At 38.4% G+C, this 23,758-nt stretch carries 24 protein-coding genes; 6 read left to right on the top strand and 18 right to left on the bottom strand.

Going from position 1 to position 23,758, the window contains the following annotated elements:
• Window positions 1-89: 89 nt before the first annotated feature.
• The 9 genes from J1905_RS11255 to J1905_RS11215 form a co-directional block, all read right to left on the bottom strand.
• On the bottom strand, window positions 90-1,157 hold the full coding sequence (locus J1905_RS11255) for a M20 family metallo-hydrolase (protein ID WP_214227342.1): 1,068 nt from the start codon (window positions 1,155-1,157) through the stop codon (window positions 90-92).
• Window positions 1,158-1,163: 6 nt separating this feature from the next.
• Window positions 1,164-1,982, bottom strand: coding sequence for a pyrroline-5-carboxylate reductase (gene proC, locus J1905_RS11250; RefSeq protein ID WP_214227341.1), 819 nt, complete (start codon window positions 1,980-1,982; stop codon window positions 1,164-1,166).
• A 2-nt stretch (window positions 1,983-1,984) separates the two neighbouring features.
• A complete protein-coding gene (gene argB / locus J1905_RS11245) occupies window positions 1,985-2,773 on the bottom strand; it encodes an acetylglutamate kinase (RefSeq protein WP_214227340.1) in 789 nt (262 codons plus the stop codon).
• A gap of 15 nt (window positions 2,774-2,788) precedes the next feature.
• Window positions 2,789-3,751 carry a Rossmann-fold NAD(P)-binding domain-containing protein gene (locus J1905_RS11240; protein WP_214227339.1) on the bottom strand — a complete coding sequence of 321 codons (963 nt, stop codon included), beginning with the start codon at window positions 3,749-3,751 and terminating at the stop codon, window positions 2,789-2,791.
• Window positions 3,748-4,881 carry an aspartate aminotransferase family protein gene (locus J1905_RS11235; protein WP_214227338.1) on the bottom strand — a complete coding sequence of 378 codons (1,134 nt, stop codon included), beginning with the start codon at window positions 4,879-4,881 and terminating at the stop codon, window positions 3,748-3,750. The genes J1905_RS11240 and J1905_RS11235 overlap by 4 nt, the downstream gene beginning before the upstream one ends.
• 88 nt (window positions 4,882-4,969) lie before the next feature.
• Window positions 4,970-5,941 carry an N-acetyl-gamma-glutamyl-phosphate reductase gene (gene argC / locus J1905_RS11230; RefSeq protein WP_214227337.1) on the bottom strand — a complete coding sequence of 324 codons (972 nt, stop codon included), beginning with the start codon at window positions 5,939-5,941 and terminating at the stop codon, window positions 4,970-4,972.
• Window positions 5,931-7,124: an argininosuccinate synthase gene (argG, locus tag J1905_RS11225; protein ID WP_214227336.1), complete on the bottom strand. Its 1,194-nt coding sequence runs from the start codon at window positions 7,122-7,124 to the stop codon at window positions 5,931-5,933. The genes argC and argG overlap by 11 nt, the downstream gene beginning before the upstream one ends.
• Window positions 7,125-7,135: 11 nt before the next feature.
• Window positions 7,136-7,846 (bottom strand): N-acetyltransferase, encoded by a 711-nt coding sequence (locus tag J1905_RS11220; RefSeq protein WP_108204577.1) that lies wholly within the window; start codon window positions 7,844-7,846, stop codon window positions 7,136-7,138.
• A gap of 347 nt (window positions 7,847-8,193) precedes the next feature.
• Complete coding sequence (locus J1905_RS11215) at window positions 8,194-9,396, bottom strand: NAD(P)/FAD-dependent oxidoreductase (protein ID WP_214227335.1); 1,203 nt, start codon at window positions 9,394-9,396, stop codon at window positions 8,194-8,196.
• 111 nt (window positions 9,397-9,507) lie between these two features.
• Here J1905_RS11215 and J1905_RS11210 point away from each other — a divergent pair, with 111 nt between their 5' ends.
• Together J1905_RS11210 and J1905_RS11205 are read left to right on the top strand one after the other, a co-directional pair.
• Window positions 9,508-10,656, top strand: coding sequence for a M28 family metallopeptidase (locus tag J1905_RS11210; RefSeq protein ID WP_214227334.1), 1,149 nt, complete (start codon window positions 9,508-9,510; stop codon window positions 10,654-10,656).
• A gap of 76 nt (window positions 10,657-10,732) precedes the next feature.
• A complete protein-coding gene (locus J1905_RS11205; RefSeq protein WP_048908217.1) occupies window positions 10,733-11,038 on the top strand; it encodes a YbaB/EbfC family nucleoid-associated protein in 306 nt (101 codons plus the stop codon).
• Window positions 11,039-11,098: 60 nt separating this feature from the next.
• Here the strand turns inward: J1905_RS11205 and polA are convergent, their stop codons facing one another.
• Entirely contained in the window at window positions 11,099-13,912 is a 2,814-nt protein-coding gene (gene polA / locus J1905_RS11200) for a DNA polymerase I (RefSeq protein ID WP_214227333.1), read from the bottom strand.
• Between the two features lie 116 nt (window positions 13,913-14,028).
• Between polA and J1905_RS11195 the strand changes: the two genes are divergently transcribed.
• Entirely contained in the window at window positions 14,029-14,724 is a 696-nt protein-coding gene (locus J1905_RS11195; protein WP_214227332.1) for a hypothetical protein, read from the top strand.
• 7 nt (window positions 14,725-14,731) lie between these two features.
• On the opposite strand, the gene J1905_RS11190 is transcribed toward J1905_RS11195, so the two are convergent.
• The 3 genes from J1905_RS11190 to trmB are packed head-to-tail and all read right to left on the bottom strand — an operon-like array spanning window position 14,732 to window position 16,347.
• Window positions 14,732-15,295: a DNA-3-methyladenine glycosylase I gene (locus J1905_RS11190; RefSeq protein ID WP_502928729.1), complete on the bottom strand. Its 564-nt coding sequence runs from the start codon at window positions 15,293-15,295 to the stop codon at window positions 14,732-14,734.
• A 48-nt stretch (window positions 15,296-15,343) separates the two neighbouring features.
• Complete coding sequence (locus J1905_RS11185; protein ID WP_214227331.1) at window positions 15,344-15,670, bottom strand: MGMT family protein; 327 nt, start codon at window positions 15,668-15,670, stop codon at window positions 15,344-15,346.
• Window positions 15,671-15,696: 26 nt separating this feature from the next.
• The gene (trmB, locus tag J1905_RS11180) at window positions 15,697-16,347 is read right to left on the bottom strand and encodes a tRNA (guanosine(46)-N7)-methyltransferase TrmB (RefSeq protein ID WP_214227330.1); all 651 of its coding nucleotides are present in this window, start codon (window positions 16,345-16,347) and stop codon (window positions 15,697-15,699) included.
• A gap of 530 nt (window positions 16,348-16,877) precedes the next feature.
• On the opposite strand from trmB, the gene fcl reads away from it, so the two are divergent.
• Window positions 16,878-17,807 carry a GDP-L-fucose synthase gene (fcl, locus tag J1905_RS11175; RefSeq protein WP_284445104.1) on the top strand — a complete coding sequence of 310 codons (930 nt, stop codon included), beginning with the start codon at window positions 16,878-16,880 and terminating at the stop codon, window positions 17,805-17,807.
• 38 nt (window positions 17,808-17,845) lie between these two features.
• On the top strand, window positions 17,846-18,778 hold the full coding sequence (locus J1905_RS11170; RefSeq protein ID WP_214227328.1) for a hydrogen peroxide-inducible genes activator: 933 nt from the start codon (window positions 17,846-17,848) through the stop codon (window positions 18,776-18,778).
• A gap of 93 nt (window positions 18,779-18,871) precedes the next feature.
• Here J1905_RS11170 and J1905_RS11165 read toward each other — a convergent pair whose 3' ends face one another.
• The 3 genes from J1905_RS11165 to J1905_RS11155 all read right to left on the bottom strand — a co-directional run bounded on the left by J1905_RS11165 (window position 18,872) and on the right by J1905_RS11155 (window position 20,443).
• Window positions 18,872-19,477 (bottom strand): superoxide dismutase, encoded by a 606-nt coding sequence (locus tag J1905_RS11165; RefSeq protein WP_173094338.1) that lies wholly within the window; start codon window positions 19,475-19,477, stop codon window positions 18,872-18,874.
• Between the two features lie 156 nt (window positions 19,478-19,633).
• On the bottom strand, window positions 19,634-20,107 hold the full coding sequence (locus J1905_RS11160) for a nucleoside deaminase (RefSeq protein WP_214227327.1): 474 nt from the start codon (window positions 20,105-20,107) through the stop codon (window positions 19,634-19,636).
• The gene (locus tag J1905_RS11155; protein ID WP_214227326.1) at window positions 20,108-20,443 is read right to left on the bottom strand and encodes a tRNA-binding protein; all 336 of its coding nucleotides are present in this window, start codon (window positions 20,441-20,443) and stop codon (window positions 20,108-20,110) included. It abuts the gene before it with no gap.
• A 262-nt stretch (window positions 20,444-20,705) separates the two neighbouring features.
• Here J1905_RS11155 and J1905_RS11150 point away from each other — a divergent pair, with 262 nt between their 5' ends.
• Entirely contained in the window at window positions 20,706-21,890 is a 1,185-nt protein-coding gene (locus tag J1905_RS11150; protein ID WP_214227325.1) for a class I SAM-dependent rRNA methyltransferase, read from the top strand.
• A 49-nt stretch (window positions 21,891-21,939) separates the two neighbouring features.
• Here J1905_RS11150 and J1905_RS11145 read toward each other — a convergent pair whose 3' ends face one another.
• Window positions 21,940-22,179, bottom strand: a complete 240-nt coding sequence (locus J1905_RS11145; RefSeq protein ID WP_108204590.1) for a DUF6814 family protein — start codon at window positions 22,177-22,179, stop codon at window positions 21,940-21,942.
• A 24-nt stretch (window positions 22,180-22,203) separates the two neighbouring features.
• Window positions 22,204-23,739, bottom strand: a complete 1,536-nt coding sequence (locus J1905_RS11140; RefSeq protein WP_214227324.1) for an MFS transporter — start codon at window positions 23,737-23,739, stop codon at window positions 22,204-22,206.
• Between the last annotated feature and the right edge of the window lie 19 nt (window positions 23,740-23,758).

Here is a 23,758-nt window from a genome sequence, read left to right as displayed (position 1 = left end):
CTTTAGAGAAGCTATAAGCTAGTATCAACTATGGGATGATTATTAAAAAAAGGCCTGCCTCAGAATGAAGACAGGCCGCAAGAAGTATTTTATTTGCCTTTTATAACCGGCTTAAGCATTTTAATATAAAGCTCAATACCTTCGGCAACCTCATTAACAAAAACGTATTCATCAGCCATGTGAGAACGGGCTGAATCACCAGGACCAACCTTTACAGAAGGAATACTCAACAAAGCTTGATCAGAAGTTGTTGGAGAGCCATAAGTAGTTCTTCCAAGTGCGATCCCCGATTGAACAAGTGGGTGCTCTTTATCAATTGAAGACGGCTTTAATCTTATGGACCTAGGCTTTACCTCACAATCAACATTAGTGCGGATAATCTTTAGCACCTCTTCATTGGTATATGCATCAGTTACACGCACATCCACAGTAAAAGTACAAGTAGCTGGAACTACATTATGCTGAGAACCGGCATTGATAATAGTAACCGACATTTTTAATGGACCAAACACCTCTGAAACTTTAGAGAAGCGATAATTTCTGAACCATTCAATATCTGCAAGTGCTTTGTAAATTGCATTATCTCCCTCTTCACGTGCCGCATGGCCTGCTTTTCCAGTTGAAGTACAATCTAAAACCAACAATCCGCGTTCGGCAATTGCAAGATTCATTTGAGTAGGTTCTCCTACGATCGCAAATTCCAGCTCTCCCAAATCGGGAAGCACACATTCAAGACCATTATTTCCCGAAATTTCTTCTTCAGCAGTTGTAGCCAAGCAAATGTTGTAGCTCAATTCTTCCTGTTCATTGTAATACAGAAATGTCGCTATAAGCGATACCAGACATCCTCCTGCATCATTGCTACCCAGCCCGTATAATTTACCATCTTCTACTTCCGCGTCGTAAGGATTGCGCGTATAGCCTGAATTCGGCTTTACGGTATCATGATGAGAGTTTAAAAGCAATGTAGGCTTACTCGCATCAAAGTGCTTATTGTAAGCCCAGATGTTATTAAGCTTTCGGTATGTTTTTATATCGCGTTGCTGCAAAAACTGTTCAATCGCATCAGCCGTCTTATCTTCCTCTTTACTAAAAGACTGAATGCCTATTAGTTTTTTCAACAATCCTAAACTATCTTTTTGCAGTTGTTCTATCATAAATAATTATTCTTTAGTGTATAAAGCCCCGGCCTTAATTGCCGATAACTTGATACCCTTAATTAAAGATGAGCTGAAGCCATTATGCTCCATCTCGTTTAATCCAGCTATTGTACATCCCTTAGGCGAAGTAACTTTATCAATCTCCTGTTCAGGGTGTGATTGCATTTGCAATAGCAAATCTGCTGCACCTTTTGCTGTTTGTACAGCCATTTTTAATGCTTCATCTGCATGGAAGCCGATTTCAACACCACCTTGCGATGCTGCTCTTATCGCACGTAAGAAAAATGCAATTCCACAAGCACACAATGCAGTTGCAGAAGTCATTAAATCCTCGTTAATTTTAACAACAGACCCAACAGTTTCAAACATCCTGATCACCTCATCAACATTTTCTTTTGAGGCATTATCAGTGGCTACACAAGTCATAGATTGACCTATAGCTATTGCCGTATTAGGCATCGCTCTTACAACCTGTACTCCCTCTCCCAGTTTATTTCTGATATCAATACAACTTACACCAGATGCAACAGAGATGAAGACTTGTTTCTTCGGATCAACTGCAGGGCGTATTTGTTCCAGTAACTGATTAAGTTGTTGTGGCAAAACAGCCAAAACCACAATATCAGCCGCAGCAACAACTGCAGCATTTTCTCCGCTAACCATAAATCCCTGATCAGAAAATGCAGTTAAATTAGAAATGTTACGTCTTGTAAGCGTAATCTGACCGGGTTGTGCATAACTTGCCTTAACTAGCCCTTTGGCTAATGAGACACCAATATTTCCGCTTCCTAAAATGGCAATACTGCCTTTAAACTGGTTCATAATTATCTGATTAATCTGGTTCCGAAATTCTGTTGATCTATTTGTGGCAATTCATCTGCCTTGCCAATATATACTGCATTAACTCCACTCTTTATAGCCTCAAATGCATTGTGCAATTTAGGAATCATTCCTCCCGAAACTACACCTTCATTTTTCAATGTCTCGAACTCTCCCATTTTAATCACAGGTACTAATGATTGATCATCATCAATATCTCTCATTACACCTCGTTTTTCGAAACAGTAAATCAAAGAAGTATCATAAAGAGAAGACATGGCAACAGCAACAGCAGAGGCAATAGTATCTGCATTGGTATTAAGCAATTGCGATTCTCCATCATGGGTTATAGCACACAACACAGGAACAAGACCGGCTTTTAGCAAACTATCTAAAGTAGCTGAAGATACCGAAGACTCATCAAGATCACCTACAAAACCATAGTCAATATCCTTTACGGGTCTTTTAGCCGCCTTGATAATATTCCCATCTGCTCCAGTTAAACCAATAGCATTACTGCCTTTAGCCTGCAATTGAGCAACCATATTCTTGTTAATCAATCCGGCGTAAACCATGGTAACTACCCGCAGTGTCTCTATATCAGTGATACGTCGTCCTTCTACCATTTTGGCTTCTACGCCTAATGATACACCCAGTTCGGTTGCAATTTTACCGCCACCGTGAATTAAAATCTTATCTCCTGGAAGTGCTGTAAAATCAAGTAAAAACTGATTTAGTTTCTCTGAATTATCTATAACATTCCCGCCAATCTTAATTACACTGAGCTTCTTCATACGTACAGTCTTCTATTATAATTTTTCTAACATTTGTTTTAGCACTGCCTGCGCTGCCCATAAGCGGTTTCCAGCTTCATGGATCACTAATGAGTTAGGCCCATCCAATATTTCGGAGGATAGCTCAAGGTCGCGGCGAACAGGTAAGCAATGCATAACTTTAGCATCGTTTGTTCCTACTAATTTTTCATTATTCAGCATCCACCCTTCAGGATAGGTAAGTACTTTTCCATACTCTTTAAAGCTAGACCAGTTTTTAACATAAACATAATCTGCCCCTTTTAATGCCTCATCTAAGTTATGTGTAATGGTTGCACCAGGAGTAAAATCTTCACTTAACTCATATCCTTTAGGCTGAGCGATGGTAAAATCAAGCATTCCATCTGCCTGGGCCTTACACATCCATTCTGCGAATGAATTTGGAACAGCCTGAGGTAATGCCTTAATGTGAGGCGCCCATGCCAATACCACTTTTGGTTTAGCTGCTCCACTCCAGGTTTCTTTAATAGTAACAAGATCTGCTAAACTTTGTAAAGGATGACGAGTAGCACTTTCTAAGCTTACGACAGGAACTTTACAATATTTAATAAACTTATTGAAAAAGTCTTCGTTATAATCCTCATCTCTGTTTATCAACTTAGGAAAAGAGCGTAAGCCTAAAATGTCGCAATACTGACCCATTACGGCAGCTGCTTCACGAATATGCTCAACAGTAGTTCCGTTCATTACCACACCATCTTGTGTTTCTAATGCCCAGCCTTCTTTATCCATATTCATTACCATCACATTCATCCCTAAGTTTAATGCTGCTTTTTGAGTACTTAAGCGTGTGCGTAAACTTGGGTTTAGAAAAACGAGACCAAGAGTCTTATTTTTTCCTAAATGCTGATGTGAATAAGGGCTTTCCTTTAGCGCCAATGCGTCTTTAACCAATTGGCCGATGTCTTGTACATCATTTACTGAGGTGAATTGGTTCATCCTTTTAAAGCAATTTTAAATTCTTTCAAAAATTGATCTGCCTGATCTTTAGTTAAATTTAATGCAGGTAAAAGTCTAATTACATTAGGCTTAGCTTCACCTGTAAATATTTTATGTTTAAATAAAAGGTCTTTTTTAACGTTCGAAAGACTTTCAGGAAGGTCAATACCTATCATCAAGCCACGTCCACGTACTTCTTTTACCTCTTCAATTTTCTTTAATTCTTCTATCAGGTAGCTACCTACTGCTTCGGCATTTTTCAATAAATTATCTTGTTCAATAACCTCAAGAACAGCCAAAGCTGCTGCACAAGCAAGATGATTACCACCAAAAGTAGTACCTAACATACCATGCCAAGGCTTAAACTTTGGAGCAATAGAAATTCCGGCAACAGGGAAACCGTTACCCATTCCTTTAGCCATGGTATAAACGTCGGCATTAACACCAGCATAATCATGAGAATAAAAAAGTCCTGTTCTACCGTATCCACACTGAACACTGTCTGCTATGTAAACTGCATTGTATTGATCGCAAAGTGAACGGATCTTTTGTAAAAAGTTTACTGAAGCTTCTTTTATTCCTCCAACACCCTGAATTCCTTCAATAATTACTGCCGCCACATCATTTCCATACTCAGCAAATGCCTGCTCTAAAGCAGTTTCATCATTATGAGGTAGAAAAACGATGTTATCAGTTTCATTTACAGGAGCAATAATTTTAGGGTTATCAGTAGCAGAAACAGCTAAAGATGTTCTGCCATGAAAAGCGCCCTTAAATGCAATAACTTTCTTTCTGCCATTGTAAAAAGAGGCCAGTTTTAAAGCATTCTCATTAGCCTCAGCACCAGAGTTACACAAGAAAAGCTGATAATCTGCCTTTCCAGAAACCTCCCCTAACTTCTCCGCTAATTGCACTTGCAAAGGGATTTTAACTGAATTAGAGTAAAAACCAACCTTATTAAGCTGATCAGTTAAGCGTTGCACATAGTGAGGGTGAGTGTGCCCGATTGAAATAACAGCATGACCTCCATAAAGGTCCAGATATTCTTGTCCTTCAGCGTCCCAAACGGTACTGCCTGATGCTTTAACTATTTCTATATTATTTAATGGATATACGTCGAATAAGTTCATTTTTTATTTTTTTTTGCTTTACGTCATCCTGAATTTAGTTCAGGATCTCACAATAGCATGGGTTAAATGGAAAAGGGTTAAATACAAATTAAAATCCAGCTGCTTTAAGCCGGAGTCCTGTACCCTCTTCTAACCCAAATATCAAATTCATATTTTGTACCGCCTGCCCGCTTGCTCCTTTTAGCAAATTATCGATGATGCTTACAATAAAAAGTTTACTGCCATGTTTCTCTACATGTACTAAACCCTTGTTGGTATTTACGACCTGCTTTAAGTCGATGTTTCTTTTGCTTACATGAGTAAAAGGATGCGTCGCATAAAAATCCTCATATATGCGCTGCGCCTCTTCAGCAGTTAAATCGCTCTCTAGATACATTGCTGCCAAAATACCTCTGGTAAAATCACCACGCTGAGGAATAAAGTTTAAAACTTCATTAAACCCTGGCTCTAGTTGTTTTAAACTCTCACCTATCTCATTAAGATGCTGATGTTCAAAAGCTTTATACACCGACAGGTTGTTGTTACGCCAGCTAAAATGAGAGGTTGAAGCCAGGCTTTGTCCAGCTCCGGTTGATCCGGTTGTTGCATTGATATGCACTTCACTACTCAACAAACCTTTTGATGCCAAAGGCAATAATCCCAATTGAATACAGGTAGCAAAACAACCTGGATTAGCAATATAACTTGCCTTTTGTATTGCTTCACGGTTTAATTCCGGCAAACCATACACCCATTTGCTTCCTGCATTAACTTTCAATCTGAAATCCTGACTCAAGTCAATTATTTTAATGCGACTATCAATGGTATTCGCATCTAAAAACTTCTTGGCATCACCATGACCTACACAAAGAAACAAGACATCAATTTCTGATGATAATTCACCTGTAAAACGCAAGTCTGTATCACCAAACAAATCTGTATGTACATCAGAAATAAGGTTTCCCGCATTACTGTTACTATGTACAAATACAATATCAACAGTTGGATGGTTCACAAGAATACGAAGCATTTCGCCTCCAGTGTATCCTGCACCCCCAACTATACCTGCTTTAATCTTCATGATTATTTACTTTATGCCAGATCATTACCTGGTTACCAAAAATCTTTGAAAAACCTTTAACATCTTCGCCGCTCCATGCGTTGTTCATTTCACCGTAGCTACCGAATTTATTGCTCATCAAATCATGTTCTGATTCAATCCCAATAATATTGAAACGATAAGGTAATAATTCAACAAATACATCTCCACTTACAGTTTTCTGAGTATCTGCTAAAAATGCCTCAATGTTACGCATAATAGGATCATGGAATTGACCTTCGTGCAACCAGTTACCATAGAAAGAAGACAATTGCTCTTTCCAAGAAAGTTGCCATTTCGTTAAAGTATGTTTTTCAAGCGTGTGGTGAGCTTTAATAATCACCATTGGAGCCGCAGCTTCAAAACCCACACGCCCTTTAATTCCTATAATAGTATCGCCAACATGGATATCTCTTCCAATACCATAAGGCTGTGCAATTGCCTGTAATTTTTGAATTGCTCTAACCGACTCAAAAGTTTCACCATCAATACCTACCAATTCACCTTTTGCAAAAGTCAAGGTAAGCTTGCGTGGCTCAGTTACAGAAATCTGAGTTGGCCATGCTTCTTCTGGTAATGTCTCGTTAGAAGTTAAAGTTTCTTTTCCACCAACAGATGTTCCCCATAAGCCTTTGTTGATAGAATATCTAGCTTTTTCTGCACTATAATGAACACCATGATTGCTCAAATATTCTATTTCCGCTTCGCGGGATAACTTCAAATCTCTAATAGGAGTGATGATTTCTACATTCGGGATGATGATATTAAAAATCATATCAAAACGAACCTGATCGTTACCTGCTCCTGTACTTCCATGAGCGACGTAATCAGCACCTATTTTCTTAACGTAGTTTGCAATTGCAGTTGCCTGACTTACACGTTCAGCACTTACCGATAATGGATAAGTTGCATTTTTCAATACATTGCCGAAAACCAAATATTTAATACAGCTGTCATAATAGTTTGTGGTCTCATCAACCACAGCATGAGAAACAACACCTAAAGCATAAGCACGTTTTTCTATTTCCTCTAATTCTTCATCAGAAAAACCACCAGTATTTATAATAACAGAATGCACTTCTAATCCACGATCCTGTGCTAAATAAATACAGCAAAATGAGGTATCCAAACCTCCGCTAAATGCTAAAACAACTTTCTTCTTCATCTTTATAACAGCTATTTAAATAAAACGGTAAACATTAAAAATAGGGATTTCAACCCTCCCTTATTATGAGGTCTTGATGTTGAGCTAAGCACCAAACGCTGCTTAATACGCATAAAACGCTCATAAAGTTTAGGTTTTTTGTGTAATTCTTCTGCAAATTTCTTAGCAACATCATGTTTTTGTTCCACTGGATCATATAACATTGCAGTACACATACAATTCTTACGTTCCTTCATCTTTAAAATTTCGAAGTTCACGCAGCTTTGACAACCTTTCCAAAATTCTTCATCCTGGGTAAGCTCTGAATAAGTTACAGGTTCATACCCCAAATCCGAATTGATTTTCATTACAGCTAGTCCTGTAGTTAAACCAAATATTTTTGCTTTAGGATATTTTTGTCTTGAGAGATCAAAAATCTTTTCTTTAATAGCATGAGCAAGTCCTGCTTTTCTATACTTAGGACTAACTATTAAGCCTGAATTGGCTACAAATTGTCCATGTGTCCAGGTTTCTATATAGCAAAATCCTGCCCACGAGCCATCCTTATGAAAAGCTATTACGGCCTTCCCATCTGACATTTTATTTGCTACATACTCCGGAGAGCGTTTAGCGATACCTGTACCTCGAGCTTTTGCCGATTCTGCCATTTCTTCGCAAATTTCTTCTGCAAAGGCACGATGTTCAGGAAGTGCAACTTGCACTATAAAATCGTTGATATTCATTAATATGTTAACGAAAAAAAATAAATGTTCTGATTAATTGTTTTTTGAGAGGCAATCCTCTGTGGAAATGCGTAGAGACTTTACGCAGAGATTTACTCAAATCCTCGGCGTATAATTTTGCCGATTAGTGGTTACAAAAAAAACGGGTCGCAAACGCTTAATAAACAAACTTCTAGAGGCAATATTTTTTGCTTCTACAATAGAAAGTTTATGGGTCGCGTGCTTAATCATTTTCTGTGTATAATAATTCTTTAAATGAGTTGAGGCGCAAAGGTTTAAATAAATATCGAGTTGTGCAATACGTTTTTAATTTTTTTACATTTTTATAATGATTTTCTGCACTTAATTTAACGTCCAAATCTGAAGAAATGAGACAGAATATTGGGCCTCCCCTCCATCATCTCAATAATCATATCCATACCTATTACTGAAAAAGTGATCCCATTGCCCCCAAAACCAAGCAAAAAGTGACTTTTTGGGTATTTAGGATGCGTTCCTATATAGGGCAAACCATCCTTAGTTTCACCAAAAGTACCCGCCCAGCAAAAATCTTCAATGAACGAGCTATCAGGAAAATATTTTTTTAATGTTTTTTCTAATTCCTCCTTTTTTCTATTCAAAAGCAGATCTCTTCTCAGAGCATTCTTAAAATTTTCATCTTCTCCGCCCACAAGAAGTCTTCCGTCTGCTGTTGTCCTCATGTATAAATACGGGGAATCCGTATTCCAAAACAAAGTTTCTGCACATGCTTCAGAGTGTCGATCTCCCTTTTCACTAACCATTGCATAAGTGCTTTTTAATTGCACTATCTTCTCGGGCATCATATTTTGAGTTTCATATCCCGTGCAATAGATAATATGTCTGGAAGTAATTTCAGCCTCTGTACTTAACCTGATCTTTACAAAGTTTTTTTCATAGCTTACTTTTTTAAGTTCAGTTTTATCAAATACGCTCAATCCTCTTTTAGAATTATAGTGCAGCAAATCATGGGTTAAACAAAACGCATCCACACTTGCCCCATCTGCAGATAGAATTGCCCCTTCAGCATCAACGCCATAAATAGTCCTTATTTCCTTTTTATCTAGCCATTTCACCTCAATACCTGCCGATTTACGTTCTTCATATTCCCGTTTTAACCATTTAACATCTTTACTCTTCCCAGCAAAATAAAGAGATTCCTTTTTTTTAAATCCACATAGCGAGTCAATCTCTTTCACAAGGCTTTCCAACTTATAAATAGAATCTCTGCATGCTAGATAGCTCGCTATTGCTCCCTGCTCTCCTATCAATTCCTTCAATTTATATAATGGAATATCAATTTCATATTGAAGCATAGATGTGGTAGCAGAAGTACTCCCGTTAGCAATCTCTCTCTTATCAATTAATATAGTTTCATACCCGTTAGTTACACAAGCATGTGCCATCAAGGCACCTGTAATTCCTCCGCCAACGACCAACACGTCGCAACTCGAATCTGTCCTTAAGGACGGATAGGAATGGATTATCCCATTTTTTACCAGCCAAAACGGCTCATTTGACCGAACGTCCATAAGTTTCAATTAATCAAACTATAACAATCTTGTTTGATATGTGTTTTAAACTCACAAAATTTAAACTTTCCGTAAGTTTAGCCCTATATTGAAATTCTCTTTGCGGTTATTATGAAAAAGTATTTATTAATATTATTTCTTTTTGTTGCTGGTCCTGTTCTTTCACAGAACATCCACAATACCCGTAAAATGGTAAAGGAACTTACTTCAAAAGCCATGTGGGGAAGGGGTTATACCAATAATGGAATGGACAAAGCAGCAGATTTTATTTCTTCTGCTTTTAAGTCCTACGGACTCAGCCCAATGAGCGGAGCTGATTTTAAACAGCCATTTTCTTATCCCGTTAACACCTTTCCTGGAAAGATGCGGGTTACCATTAATGGTAAAAAACTTAGCCCCGGTAAAGATTTTATTGTAATGCCCCAAAGCATCGGAAAAATCGCCAAGGGGAAATTTGAACAAAAAGACAGCATTACTTTTGCCGACACTAGCCAGCGCGTAGTTGCTGTACTTAAGGATAAACTTACCTGGTCTCCAGCCATTCTCCAAGATGATTTCACTGGCATACAAATAAATAAAAAAGCGATAAAAGGTTACCCTATTAACTTTGAAATCAACATTGAAAATTCATTTATTCCTGAATTTAATGCTGCCAATATCTGTGGAATAGTAAAGGGAACAGAAAAACCAGACTCAGTATTAGTTATTACAGCACATTACGACCATTTAGGCGGAATGGGTAGCAAAACATATTTCCCAGGAGCCAATGACAATGCAAGCGGAATTTCCCTTCTATTGTCACTTGCAAAGTATTACGCCGCTAATCCCCAGCCCTACACTATTGCATTTATTTGCTTTGCCGGGGAAGAAGCAGGATTACTTGGCTCTAAGTATTTCACAGAACACCCGCTCCTGCCTCTTGAAAAGATTAGATTTTTAATCAATGTAGACATGGTGGGTACTGGTCAAACAGGCATTACTGTAGTAAATGCAACCATTCATCCTAAAGAGTTTTCAATACTAAATCAGCTTAACGACAATAAAAAATACCTTGTAAAAATCAATTCAAGAGGTAAGGCAGCTAACAGTGACCACTACTTTTTTACAGAAAAGAATGTTCCTGCATTCTTTATTTATACTACCGGAGGAATCGATGCATACCACGACATTTATGACCGGGCTAAAACCCTTCCTTTAACAGAATACCAGGACCTCTTCAAGCTCTTTGTTGATTTCAACGCGGCATTAATGAACAAATAACCCCTATTTTTCATTTTATTGGCTTTACTTTAAACCAAATTCGCTTAATTTCGTTTTATAATAAAAACAACAACTTATGTTCGATAAATTAATGGCAGCCCAGCAGAAGGCTGATGAAATAAAAAAAAGATTAGATACAATTTCTGTTTTTGGAGAAGTTGAAGGTGGAGCAATACGTGTTACTGCAACTGCAAACAAAGCAATCACGGCAGTAGAAATCAGTGAAGAATTCCACAAACAAGCGGACAGAGAAGAGCTTGAAGAATTGCTATTAACAGCTATCAATAAGGCATTAACACAAGCAGATCAGGTTAGCGCTACCGAAATGCAAGCAGCAACCAAAGATATGTTTGGTGGATTGGGCGGAATGTTTGGTCAGTAAAATACAAAGCCCCGTTAATATGAAAAATCATGTTAACGGGGCCTTTTATAAGTTAAGAGATTAATGGGCAGCTAACCAGTTATCTCCCTCACCAATCTCTACTTCAATTGGAACAGTCGTTTTAATAGCTGTCTTCATCCTATGAGAAATAATCTTTTTCATCGCTTCAACCTCAGTCCTTAACACATCAAAAACCAACTCATCATGCACTTGCATCGTCATTTTTGATTGAAGTTTCTGATCATGAATGTCCTTATGGATGTTAATCATTGCTACTTTAATCATATCTGCAGCAGAACCCTGTATAGGTGCATTGATCGCATTTCGCTCAGCAAAACCACGTACAGTTTGATTGGCCGAATTGATATCTCTTAAATACCTTCTTCTGCCTAGAATAGTTTCTACAAATCCATTCTCACGCGCAAAATTCATCGTATCAGACATATACTTTTTAATGCCCGGATATTGCTCAAAATACTGATCAATAATCGCAGCAGCTTCTTTACGTGGAATACCCAAATTTTGTGATAAGCCAAAAGCCGATTGACCATAGATAATCCCAAAGTTTACTGCCTTTGCATTTCTACGCTGTGTAGAATCAACTTCTTCAATTGAAATACCATATACTTTTGCCGCTGTAGCAGTGTGAATATCAATACCTTTATTAAAAGCATCCAGCATATTTTCTTCTTTACTGATCTCAGCGATAATACGAAGCTCTATCTGAGAATAATCCGCAGATAGCAAAACATGGTCGGCATCTCTTGCAATAAATGCTTTGCGCACCTCCCTACCCCTTTCTGTACGGATAGGAATATTCTGTAAGTTTGGATTATTTGAACTTAACCTTCCTGTTGCGGCAACAGCCTGATTGTATGAAGTATGAACACGCCCAGTTTTAGGATTAACAAGCAATGGCAATGCATCAACGTACGTAGACTTCAATTTTTGCAACTGTCTGAAATCTAAAATATCCTGAACAATATCGCTTTTATGAGCAAGCGCTAATAACACATCCTCACCGGTTTGGTATTGACCTGTCTTTGTTTTTTTTGCTTTAGGGTCTAACTGCAACTTATCAAAAAGAACCTCTCCAAGTTGCTTTGGTGATGCCAAATTGAACTTAATACCGCATTTATCATAAACATTTTGCTCAAACTTTCTGATGTCCAGCTCAAGTTCCTTTGAATAGTTAATCAAGGTATCCATATCGATCCTAACTCCCTCCTTTTCAATATCTGCAAGCACATAAATCAAAGGATTTTCAACTTCTGTGGCAAGTTTCTCCGCGTTGAGTTGTTGCAGCAATGGTTTAAACACATTAGCAAGCTGTAAGGTTATGTCTGCATCTTCTGCAGCATAATCTACCACCTGCTCAACAGGAACATCGCGCATATTTCCTTGCGACTTCCCTTTAGCACCAATAAGCTTAGTTATTGAAATGGGCGAATAACTCAAATAGTTTTCAGCCAGCACATCCATATTATGACGTGTATCAGGATCAATCAAATAATGCGCAAGCATGGTATCAAATAGTTTCCCTTTTACCGATACATCATACCATTTTAATACAAGCATATCGTATTTAATGTTCTGACCTATTTTGGCAATATTTTCATTTTCAAAAACTGGCCTAAATTCTTCAACTATAGACTGAGCATCTGCTCTTTCAGCAGGTACCGGAATATAATAACCCTCACCTGGCTTTATGCTAAATGACATTCCTACAAGGTCTGCAAGATTCGCATCAGTACCTGTTGTTTCAGTATCGAATGAAATACTTTCCTGCTTTAAGAGTAATGCTACAAGCTCCTTATAAAGCTCCGGAGTATTTACTAATTTATAGTCGTGTTCAGTATTTTCAATGGTTTTGGATGCCACAACTTGCTCAAACACTTCCGAAACCGCAACTGTCGGCTTCGATTTGCTTTCAGGTTGATCTACCGCGTTACCAAAAAGATCAATTTGTTGTGATCCCCCGGTTTTACCTTCGTTTACACTAAATCCATCCCCAAAAACACGTTTACCGATTGTCCTGAACTCTAGTTCTGCAAACAAAGGCTCCAGTAATTCTCTGCTAGGTTCTTCAAGTTCCAAAGCCTTTTCATCAAAAGGGACAGGAACATCAAGTATAATGGTTGCCAGTTTTTTAGAGATCATTCCCTGCTCGGCATAGGTCTCTACATTCTCACGCTGCTTTCCTTTAAGCTCATGTGAGTTTGCAATAATATTTTCTACAGAACCGTATTGCTTAATTAACGACTTAGCCGTTTTTTCTCCAATTCCAGGAATCCCAGGAATATTATCAACCGCATCACCCCACAAACCAAGGATATCAATTACCTGCTTAACGTTCTCGATCTCCCATTTAGCCAACACTTCTTTTACACCTAAAATCTCCATATCATTACCCATTCTGGCGGGTTTATAAATGAAGATATTTTCAGACACTAACTGTGCAAAATCCTTATCAGGAGTCATACAATACACCTGAAAACCAGCTTTCTCAGCTTCTTTAGCTAAAGTTCCAATGATATCATCAGCCTCATATCCATCTTTTGTAATTACCGGAATATTAAAACCCTCTATCAGTTTAAAAATATAAGGAAGCGCAGCAGAAAGGTCCTCAGGCATTGATTCCCTATGAGCTTTATATGCTTCAAACTCTATATGTCTTTCAGTGGGTGCTTCTGTATCAAATACAACCGCTATATGCGTTGGCTTTTCCTTTTTAAGTACTTCCAGTAAAGTATTTGTAAAGCCCATAACTGCCGAGGTATTCACTCCTGTAGAGGTAAACCTTGGGTTTTTACTTAGTGCAAAGTGAGCCCGGTAAATAAGCGCCATGCCATCAAGAAGGAAAAGTTTTTTCATTGGTATCTGATTCAATTAATGATTGTGAAAGTTACTACTTTCAACATATCTCAAAGTTAATAATAGAGATCGGATTAGATAACAAACACAAAAGAAATTCCGTTATTTGAGTAATTATGAACAGAGCACTTAAAACCTTCGCTTTATTGACAATGCTTTTAGCAGCTGCATTGCACTCATCTGCACAGGATGCGGTAGTTATTGCTTCAGGAAATTTTGTTAGAGGAACAATACAGGGGACTGATTTTTCGACGGTTATTCTTAAGAATGATGACGAAACCATCTCTCAGTATAAGGCTAGCGACATTAAAGAGTTTTTATGGAATGGCGAAACTTATGTTAGCAAACCCATCGTAATCAAAAAGAAAATGGAACATAGGTTCTTTAAAATCATAGAACAAGGTGCTGTAAATTTATACGCAATTGGTGGCACTACCAGTATTGAACACCCACAGCCAAAACGAGCACGCATTAGACCATCTGTTGGCATTGGAACAGGAACCGGTGGCTTTGGAGGAGTAGGCGGCGGTGTTGGCATCTCATTTGGAGGAGGCAGAAGAAATGATTCTGAACCAACCAATCGCAACCTTCCAACTGCATATTTTATTGAAAAATTTGGAACAGGGCCAATGCAGGAAATTCCTGCGGATGGTGGTAATTCAGAAGGAAAAACACAGCTCATAAAAAGCATTTTACTTCAAAAACTTACCAACGACGAAGATCTTGCAGAGCGCATAAAAGCAACAGAAACTTTTGATGCCAAATTGATTAAAGCTTTTGTTGCAGCATACAATGATATGCAGAAAAAATAATCTTAAACTATCTGCTTATACACCCCTCCACATGATCGTTTACCATTCCCGTAGCTTGCATATGGGCATAACAGATTGTTGTTCCAAAGAATTTAAAGCCTCTCTTCTTCATATCTTTGCTAATCAAGTCTGAAATCTCAGTTCTTGGAGGTACATCCCCTAAAGATTTAACAGGGTTAAGAATTGGTTTTCTATCTGGCAAAAAGCCCCACATATAGTCGGAAAATGAACCAAATTCTTTTTGTATCCCTATAAAAAGTTTTGCGTTGTTTATCGCAGCATTAACTTTCAGTCTGTTTCTAATGATACCGGCATCATTCATCAACCGTTCCACATCAGCTTCTGTAAAAGCAGCAACCTTTTCTACATCAAAGTCGGCAAAAGCTTGCTTATAGCCCTCTCTTCTTCTTAAAATAGTGATCCAGCTTAAGCCAGCCTGAGCACCTTCAAGAATTAGAAATTCGAATAAAGTTTTATCATCATAAACAGGCTTACCCCATTCTTCATCATGATATTTAACATACAAAGGATCAGTTCCACACCAACCACATCTAACTATTTCTGCCATCATTTATAAACTAAGTTCATCCCAATATTAGCTAAAGCTAGAATTTCAATCTTATAATTCAATTAGAGGATCCCAGAAATGCTGTTTGAAATTCTGGATTTTATCATTCTTAACTATCACCCCCTCTTTCTCAAGCATTTCCTGCATCAAGTTAGGCTCCGGGAAGTGAAATTTACCGGTCAGCAAACCACTACTATTAACCACTCTGTGCGCAGGTATTGCCGGATGGGCCAGATGAGCATTACTCATTGCATAACCCACCATTCGGGCTGAGCCTCCGGCTCCAAGGCTTTTAGCAATTGCTCCGTACGAAGTCACTCTCCCTTTCGGGATTAACCTTACTAATTCAAAAACCTGGTCATAAAATGATTGCTCCATCTAATCCATTTATATTCAACCCTATATCAATCAAAAGAGAACTGAATGTAATTTATGTTCTTGTCGTGTTTCAGATAAATCCTTTCATAATGCGTTTTGATTGCTAAAACAGCATCTGCGAATTCCGATTTATATAACTGATCTGTACTTTTATGACAAATCAATCCCAGTTCTTTAACCGTCTCCACAGTATAAAGATACAAACCATCATTATCAGTTTTCAAGTTTATTTTGCCCCCTGGCTTTAAAAAAGTTTTGTACCTATCTAAAAATCCGGGGAAGGTTAAACGCTTTTTCTCGCGACTATCTTGTGGTTGCGGATCAGGGAAGGTTATCCAGATTTCGTCTACTTCATGCTCACCAAAGAAGTCCACGATATCTTCAATCTGAATCCTTAAAAAAGCAAGATTCGATATCCCCTCATCAACTCCAGTACGCGCACCACGCCAAATCCTGTTTCCTTTAAGGTCAACGCCAATAAAGTTTTTCTCAGGAAACATCTTCGCCAATCCAACGGAATATTCGCCCTTGCCGCAAGCAAGTTCTAAAACAACCGGATTGTTATTTTTAAAATGCTGAGACGCCCACTTACCCTTCAATTCCTTACCCGCATCAAGCTGATAAACATTAGGAAAGGTGTCTATTTCTGCAAATTTTCTTAACTTGTCTTTACCCACTACTAAAATTATTTTTATACAAACTTAGGCAAATTGTTATTCCATACACATTGTCCTCCTGAATTTATTTCAAGATTACTCATTTACCTGGTTGCTTTTTTCTTGGGGGATTCTGATCACAAAGAAACTGCGAAGCAAAATAAACCCCCAATTAAAGCTTTAAACAAAATTATCATTGCGCCTTATTTTTATTTTTCTTATATTTAATTTTCCCTTTCAACAGGGTTCTATTGATAGGAAAAATTAAATAGGAACTGCTACTTACCTAAGTTCCTATTCACTAAATATTGGGTCGTAAAAATGGCCGATCGGGAACCGATATCATAGTCGTCCCTGTCACCACCTTTAAACGCACTTCGTTCGTACCTCGTTCGACCAGTGTCGAACAAGTACCGAATGAGATAGGTACAAAAACCGACTCAGTTTTAGAACCCAAAAAAAATGTCATTTCATCCTCTTAGCATTTCCAATTCTAAGCCTTCAGGATGACCGCAGGATTTCGTACTTTTGCAACAATCATTAAAAATACATTGGAAAAGAACGCAAAAATATATGTAGCTGGTCACCGAGGTATGGTAGGCTCAGCCATTTATCGTAAATTGATTAAGGAAGGTTTTACAAATCTGATCGCCAGAACTTCGGCAGAATTAGACTTGCGCAATCAACAGGCGGTAACTGATTTTTTTGAATCAGAAAAACCTGAGTATGTATTCCTGGCTGCTGCTAAAGTAGGCGGCATTATTGCCAACAATACCTACAGAGCTGATTTTCTTTACGAGAATCTTTGCATCCAAAACAATGTAATTCACCAATCATATAAAACCGGTGTAAAAAAGCTGATGTTTTTAGGCTCAAGTTGCATCTATCCGAAGCTTGCACCCCAGCCTTTAAAAGAAGATTATCTGCTTACAGGATTATTGGAAGAGACCAATGAACCTTATGCTATTGCTAAAATAGCAGGTATAAAAATGGCCGACGCTTATCGTTCGCAGTATGGCTGTGACTTTATCTCCGTAATGCCAACTAACTTGTATGGTTATAACGACAACTATCATCCACAAAACTCTCACGTACTGCCTGCTTTAATCCGCAAATTTCATGAAGCAAAAGTCAATGACGCTCAGGAAGTTAACATCTGGGGTTCTGGATCTCCAATGCGCGAATTTTTGTTTGCTGATGACCTGGCTAATGCTTGTTACTTTTTAATGCAGGAATACAACGAGCCTGGTTTTGTAAATATTGGAACCGGAAAAGACCTGACAATAAAAGACCTTGCGCTATTAATCAAACGCATCGTAGGATTTGAAGGCGAATTAACCTTTGACAGTAGTAAACCAGACGGCACACCTCGCAAATTAATGGATGTTTCTAAATTACACGCATTAGGCTGGAAGCATGAAATAGAGCTTGAAGAAGGAATTAAACTAGCTTATCAGGATTTTGTAGAGAAGCATAGTTAAAATTGATATATTTGCTAAAGAAAATAAACTTTAGCTATATGACCTTAGTTCAACTAGAATACATAGTAGCGGTAGATACTTACAGAAGTTTTGTAGGTGCCGCCGAGAAGTGCTTTGTTACCCAGCCTACACTCAGTATGCAGGTACAAAAACTTGAGGAAATGCTAAATGTAAAAATCTTTGATCGCAGCAAACAACCCATCATTCCGACAGAAATAGGGGCTCAGATTATCGAACAGGCGCGCTTAGTTCTTCAGGAAAGTCATAAAATTAAAGAGATAATTAGTAGTCAGCAGCAAGATGTTGTTGGCGAGCTTAAGGTGGGTATCATCCCCACGGTAGCACCTTACCTTTTACCAAGGGTAATTGCCTCAATGATGGAAAAATACCCCGAACTGAAACTCCTGATTTGGGAATATACCACCGAGGACATCATTCATCATTTAAAAACCGGAATACTTGACTGCGGAATACTAGCTACTCCGCTGGGAGATAATTCAGTAGAAGAAACCCCGATGTATTATGAAAACTTTGTTACTTACATCAGCAAGAACAGTAAGCTATATAAAAAGAAAACGATAGATGCTGACGACCTGGAAGATGAAAACATCTGGCTATTAAACGAAGGGCATTGCATGCGATCTCAGGTGCTAAATATTTGCAGATCTACTAAGCAAAATCGTCTTCAGGGACTAACTTACAATACAGGAAGTGTTGAAACGCTTATCCGTATGGTTGACATGAATAACGGAGCTACTCTGCTACCAGAGCTTGCATTAGAAGAGTTAAGCAACAAACAACTAAGCAAAGTAAGGCATTTCAAATCTCCTGAACCTGTTCGCGAGATCAGTTTGGTTACCCATAAAAACTTCATAAAAAAGAGAATGCTCAATGCACTTAAGGAAGAAATCTTAGCTATTATCCCTAAAACAATGCGCCAGAAAAAGAAAAAGGATGTAGTAGGGATCTAAAAATATCTTACTGCTCCTAGTTAGGCTTTTAAACAGAAGAGGCCGGTGATCAATATCACCGGCCTCTTGCTTTATCAGTTTTTAAAAAACTAATTATGCTTTTTTGAAACGTTCTGCAACTGCATCCCAGTTAACTACATTCCAGAATGCTGAAATATAATCAGGACGTCTGTTTTGATACTTCAAGTAATATGCATGTTCCCAAACATCCATACCTAAAATTGGAGTGCCTTTTACTTCAGCGATATCCATTAATGGATTATCTTGATTTGGAGTAGAAGAAACTACTAATTTTTTATCAGCACCAACGCTTAACCAAGCCCAACCTGAACCGAAACGAGTTGCACCAGCTTCAGCAAATTTAGTTTTGAAATCAGCAAAAGATCCAAAAGCTGCATTGATTGCTTCAGCTAATTCACCTTTAGGCTCACCACCTTTATTTGGACCAATAACTTCCCAGAACAAAGAGTGATTGTAATGACCACCGCCATTGTTTCTTACCGGAGCTGGAAATTTAGAGATATTTTTAACGATTTCTTCGATGCTTTGGCTAGCTTCTGGCTTGCCTTCTAAAGCTTTATTTAAGTTGGTAACGTAAGCCTGGTGATGTTTACCATGGTGAATTTCCATAGTTTGTTTATCGATATGCGGTTCTAATGCATCTGTTGCGTATGGTAACGCAGGTAATTCAAAAGCCATATTATTTATGATTTAAGTTTAAAAAATATTTTCGGACAATCTCGGCCAAATTGTATTTCAAAAGTTCAGGATTAAACGCTGAGAATAACTAAAAAACAATTCAACTGAGCAAATATAACATTCGGAGGTTAAGTTTTGTTCAATTATTTGTCAATATTAACCCCTTTTATTTATAAAAAACCGTTTCATCAAATCTCCGCACTGAAGAGCCAAAATATTTCCTTTTAAAATTGTTTTGGGATGTAACAAGGCTGCTCCTTTAGTTGTAAATCCTCTTTTGGGTTCTGGCGCTCCGTAAACTATGCGGCCTATCTGCGTCCAATAACTTGCACCAGCGCACATTACACAAGGCTCAACGGTTACATAAAGTGTGCAATCTTTTAAATACTTGCCTCCTAAGGTTTGAGAAGCTGCTGTAAACGCTTGCATTTCCGCATGTGCAGTAACGTCATTTAACTGCTCGGTTAAATTATGTCCGCGACCAATTATTCTGCCCTTACAAACCACTATCGCCCCAATTGGAATCTCATCTGCATCAAATGCTTTTTGAGCTTCCTGAAGTGCTAAAAGCATAAAATGCTCGTCTTCTGCTGCTGGGTTCTCTTCTTCTGAAAAATTATAATAACTCATTTAGCACAATTTACTGCCATTAGGCACTTTGCCATTTAAGGCCGTTAACACAATATCTCCATTTTCGTCGGCAAAACCGGTCACTAAAAACTCGGACATAAATTTTCCGATCTGTTTTTTAGGAAAGTTAACCACGCCCACTATTTGTTTGCCAACCAACTCTTCTTTAGTATAATGTGCAGTAATCTGCGCGCTGCTCATCCTAATTCCAAGATCTCCAAAATCTACCTTTACTTTGTAGGCCGGTTTCCTCGCCTCTGGAAAATCAAGAACTTCAAGAATAGTTCCTGCGCGAAGTTCTACTTTTTCAAAATCATTCCAGGTTATTTCTTCCATAAAATATCATTCTGTATCATCATTTACAAAAGCCGTAAATTTATTAAATTACTTCGCAATCTACTAACCTCTTCGCTTTCCTCCACTACTCACCTTATCCTTTTCAACCTACTTATCCCCCATGTTTCACCTCCCTTACTGACCTCCCTGCTTTCCAAAAATTAGTATCACAGAACAGGCATTGTCAGGTTGTGCCCTCTTCGGGCACCTAGCTGGCGCAGCCTGTGAAGAGATTACTAATTTTTTCTATTACTTTTGCACCATGATTGATGTAATACTCAAAAAAGGTAAAGAAAAAGCGGCCATACTTCGTCATCCATGGATTTTCTCTGGTGCAATCGATAAAGTTAAAGGTAAGCCTTTAAATGGCGAAATAGTATCCGTATGGTCGGCAGAGAAGGAATTTCTTGCCTATGCATATTACAACGACCAATCAAGAGTAGCCTTACGCTTGTTAGAATGGGATCAAAATACTGAAGTGAACAAGGCATGGTACCAGCAAAAGCTTAGAAGTGCAATTGCATCACGCAAACATGTATTAAGCGAAAACACCAATACTTGCAGGCTTGTATTTAGTGAGGCCGACTTTTTACCAGGATTAATTGTAGACAAATATGCTGATTTTCTGTCTCTGCAAATTTTAAGTGCAGGCATAGAAACAGTTAAAGAAGATATCATCGATATTTTAAGGGAAGAATTAAATCCAACTGGAATATTTGATAAAAGCGACGCAGGAGCACGCAAACACGAAAATCTGGAAGCTACCCAAGGGTTATTATGGGGAGAAACCCCTCCGGAATTTATTGAAGTAAAAGAGAACGGAGTCGTTTACCACATCAATATAGCAGATGGACAAAAATCAGGTTTCTATTGTGATCAACGCGACAACAGATTAATTCTTGCTGAATATACCAAGAACAAGACAGTATTGGACTGTTTCTGCTATAGCGGCGGTTTTTCGTTGAACAGCTTAAAGCAAGGTGCTTCTCATGTAACAAGTGTAGACAGTTCTGCTCTTGCTATAGAGACTTTACAGCATAACCTAAGTCTCAACGGACTTGATCAGGATAAACAAACTAGCATCCAATCAGATGTAAACAAACAACTTCGTGTGTTTAAGGAAGAAGGTAAAAAGTTTGATGTTTTAGTACTTGATCCACCAAAATATGCGCCATCACGCTCTGCATTAGACAGGGCTGCCCGTGCATACAAGGACTTAAACAGACTTGGAATGCTTCTTTTGGAAAGTGGTGGCATACTTGCTACCTTCTCCTGTTCAGGCGCTGTGGATCTTGAAACATTTAAACAGATCATCGCATGGGCTGCATTAGATGCTGGCAGAGAAGTACAAATCATTAAACAATTTAGCCAACCTGAAGATCACCCTGTACGTATTTCTTTCCCTGAAGGCGAGTATTTAAAGGGATTGCTTTTAAGAGTATTGTAATATTTAACTATCGTTCTGCTGAAATAAATTCAGCAGAACGATAGTCTCACTAGTCTTCTGGTAGCTTATCATACTCCCCTTTTAAAGCATAATAGCCAAAAACAACAAGGCCTGCACTGATAGGGATAAAAATAAATAAGATAATGCCCCACTGCAAAGCGGTGTTTGTTTTTGCCACTCCTTCGGGTGCAAGTCCTACTTTTTCAATAGCCTGCATAAACATAAATATGATGGATGCCGGACCAAGTATGATCCAGAATATTCCTAATGCTTTTTTTAATCCGTTCATCGTAAATTTCTCTTTTATTTGATTTTAATGATCAGCCTCGCCATGATCCGGCTTTTTGTTCGATAAATAAATGGCTCCTATTACAAAACTTAATGCCGCGATCCCAATTGGATACCACAAACCAGATAATGGCGTAGAGCCCGAGAAACTAGCTATAAGCGTTGCAATAAAAGGCACCAGCCCCCCGAACACTCCGTTACCAACGTGGTATGGCAGCGACATTGATGTATACCTTATTTTTGTTGGGAACAACTCAACCAAGAATGCTGCAATTGGCCCGTAAACCATAGTTACCAGCAAAATCTGGAAGAAAATCAGGAACACGAATTTCCAGAAAACCGGAGTAGAAAGCTTTTTATCCTTAAAAGCATCAGGAGCAATACTCGCTGGCTTACTCAAATCAGCATATTTAGTGTGCGCCTGTACCTTTGTAAACGACGCACCGCTTAGTAAAGTAACCTGAGAGGTGGTTGTAATTAAGCTGTCAGAAGTATTCTCAATCAAGGTTCTCGTAACAACAGGATTGGAAACCTCTTTAATATCATTTTGCGTAACCTGACTTACATCAGTATCGTCAAGGAATATCTGATATATCGGCCTGTAAAAGATAATCCCCAGCAGCATCCCTGTTAGCATAATCCATTTTCTACCCACCTTATCGCTCCATGAACCAAATACCACAAAGAAAGGGGTGGCAAAGGCTATACCCCACAAAAGAATGTATCTAGAGTCGTTAAAATCGACTTTACAGGTGTTTTCAATAAATGATTGAGCATAAAACTGACCTGTGTACCAAATAACCCCCTGTCCCATTGTGGCACCAAAAAGAGCCAGCAAAACCATTTTAAAGTTTGCCTTGTTACTAAAACTTTCTTTCAGTGGATTTTTAGAGATATTGCCCTCTGTTTTTAATTTGGTAAACATTGGCGACTCATGCATTTTCATTCTAATGTAAATGGAAACACCTACCAATAAAATAGATAGTAGAAACGGGATTCTCCATCCCCAGGCAGCAAAATCTTCTGCACCAAGAAGGTTTTTAGTCAATACAATTATCCCTAATGAAAGAAATAATCCACCCGTTGCAGTGGTCTGAATCCAACTTGTAAAGAAACCTCGTTTATTTGCAGGCGCATGTTCTGCCACGTAGGTTGCAGCCCCACCATACTCACCTCCTAGTGCAAGCCCCTGTATCAGGCGCAGAATCAAAACTAAAATTGGGGCGGCATAGCCAATACTAGAATAAGATGGGATAAGGCCAATAAGAAAGGTTGACCCACCCATAAGCACCAGGGTTAAAAGAAAAGTATATTTTCTACCAATAAGATCTCCCAAACGGCCAAAAACCAAGGCGCCAAAAGGGCGAACAATAAACCCTGCTGCAAATATTGCAAGGGTATTTATTAATGCTGAGGCTCCTGCATCTGCAGGGAAAAGTTGTGATCCTATAATAGTGGCAAGACTCCCAAAAATGTAGAAATCATACCATTCGATTAATGTGCCCAGGGACGATGCCCCGATTACTTTGAAAATGCTGTTCTTTTGCGGTTCAACGTTCATATATAGTTTAGAATATTTG

It is taken from the genome of Pedobacter sp. B4-66, assembly GCF_018492665.1.
Lineage (GTDB): Bacteria > Bacteroidota > Bacteroidia > Sphingobacteriales > Sphingobacteriaceae > Pedobacter.
This window is presented reverse-complemented; position numbering and strand designations above follow the sequence as displayed.

Bases quoted from the DNA above. Each gene is read 5' to 3' on its own strand.
- J1905_RS11255 (WP_214227342.1), bottom strand. From the start codon at position 1,157: ATGATAGAACAACTGCAAAAAGATAGTTTAGGATTGTTGAAAAAACTA.
- proC (WP_214227341.1), bottom strand. From the start codon at position 1,982: ATGAACCAGTTTAAAGGCAGTATTGCCATTTTAGGAAGCGGAAATATT.
- argB (WP_214227340.1), bottom strand. From the start codon at position 2,773: ATGAAGAAGCTCAGTGTAATTAAGATTGGCGGGAATGTTATAGATAAT.
- J1905_RS11240 (WP_214227339.1), bottom strand. From the start codon at position 3,751: ATGAACCAATTCACCTCAGTAAATGATGTACAAGACATCGGCCAATTG.
- J1905_RS11235 (WP_214227338.1), bottom strand. From the start codon at position 4,881: ATGAACTTATTCGACGTATATCCATTAAATAATATAGAAATAGTTAAA.
- argC (WP_214227337.1), bottom strand. From the start codon at position 5,941: ATGAAGATTAAAGCAGGTATAGTTGGGGGTGCAGGATACACTGGAGGC.
- argG (WP_214227336.1), bottom strand. From the start codon at position 7,124: ATGAAGAAGAAAGTTGTTTTAGCATTTAGCGGAGGTTTGGATACCTCA.
- J1905_RS11220 (WP_108204577.1), bottom strand. From the start codon at position 7,846: ATGAATATCAACGATTTTATAGTGCAAGTTGCACTTCCTGAACATCGT.
- J1905_RS11215 (WP_214227335.1), bottom strand. From the start codon at position 9,396: ATGGACGTTCGGTCAAATGAGCCGTTTTGGCTGGTAAAAAATGGGATA.
- J1905_RS11210 (WP_214227334.1), top strand. From the start codon at position 9,508: ATGAAAAAGTATTTATTAATATTATTTCTTTTTGTTGCTGGTCCTGTT.
- J1905_RS11205 (WP_048908217.1), top strand. From the start codon at position 10,733: ATGTTCGATAAATTAATGGCAGCCCAGCAGAAGGCTGATGAAATAAAA.
- polA (WP_214227333.1), bottom strand. From the start codon at position 13,912: ATGAAAAAACTTTTCCTTCTTGATGGCATGGCGCTTATTTACCGGGCT.
- J1905_RS11195 (WP_214227332.1), top strand. From the start codon at position 14,029: ATGAACAGAGCACTTAAAACCTTCGCTTTATTGACAATGCTTTTAGCA.
- J1905_RS11190 (WP_502928729.1), bottom strand. From the start codon at position 15,295: ATGATGGCAGAAATAGTTAGATGTGGTTGGTGTGGAACTGATCCTTTG.
- J1905_RS11185 (WP_214227331.1), bottom strand. From the start codon at position 15,670: ATGGAGCAATCATTTTATGACCAGGTTTTTGAATTAGTAAGGTTAATC.
- J1905_RS11170 (WP_214227328.1), top strand. From the start codon at position 17,846: ATGACCTTAGTTCAACTAGAATACATAGTAGCGGTAGATACTTACAGA.
- J1905_RS11165 (WP_173094338.1), bottom strand. From the start codon at position 19,477: ATGGCTTTTGAATTACCTGCGTTACCATACGCAACAGATGCATTAGAA.
- J1905_RS11160 (WP_214227327.1), bottom strand. From the start codon at position 20,107: ATGAGTTATTATAATTTTTCAGAAGAAGAGAACCCAGCAGCAGAAGAC.
- J1905_RS11155 (WP_214227326.1), bottom strand. From the start codon at position 20,443: ATGGAAGAAATAACCTGGAATGATTTTGAAAAAGTAGAACTTCGCGCA.
- J1905_RS11150 (WP_214227325.1), top strand. From the start codon at position 20,706: ATGATTGATGTAATACTCAAAAAAGGTAAAGAAAAAGCGGCCATACTT.
- J1905_RS11145 (WP_108204590.1), bottom strand. From the start codon at position 22,179: ATGAACGGATTAAAAAAAGCATTAGGAATATTCTGGATCATACTTGGT.
- J1905_RS11140 (WP_214227324.1), bottom strand. From the start codon at position 23,739: ATGAACGTTGAACCGCAAAAGAACAGCATTTTCAAAGTAATCGGGGCA.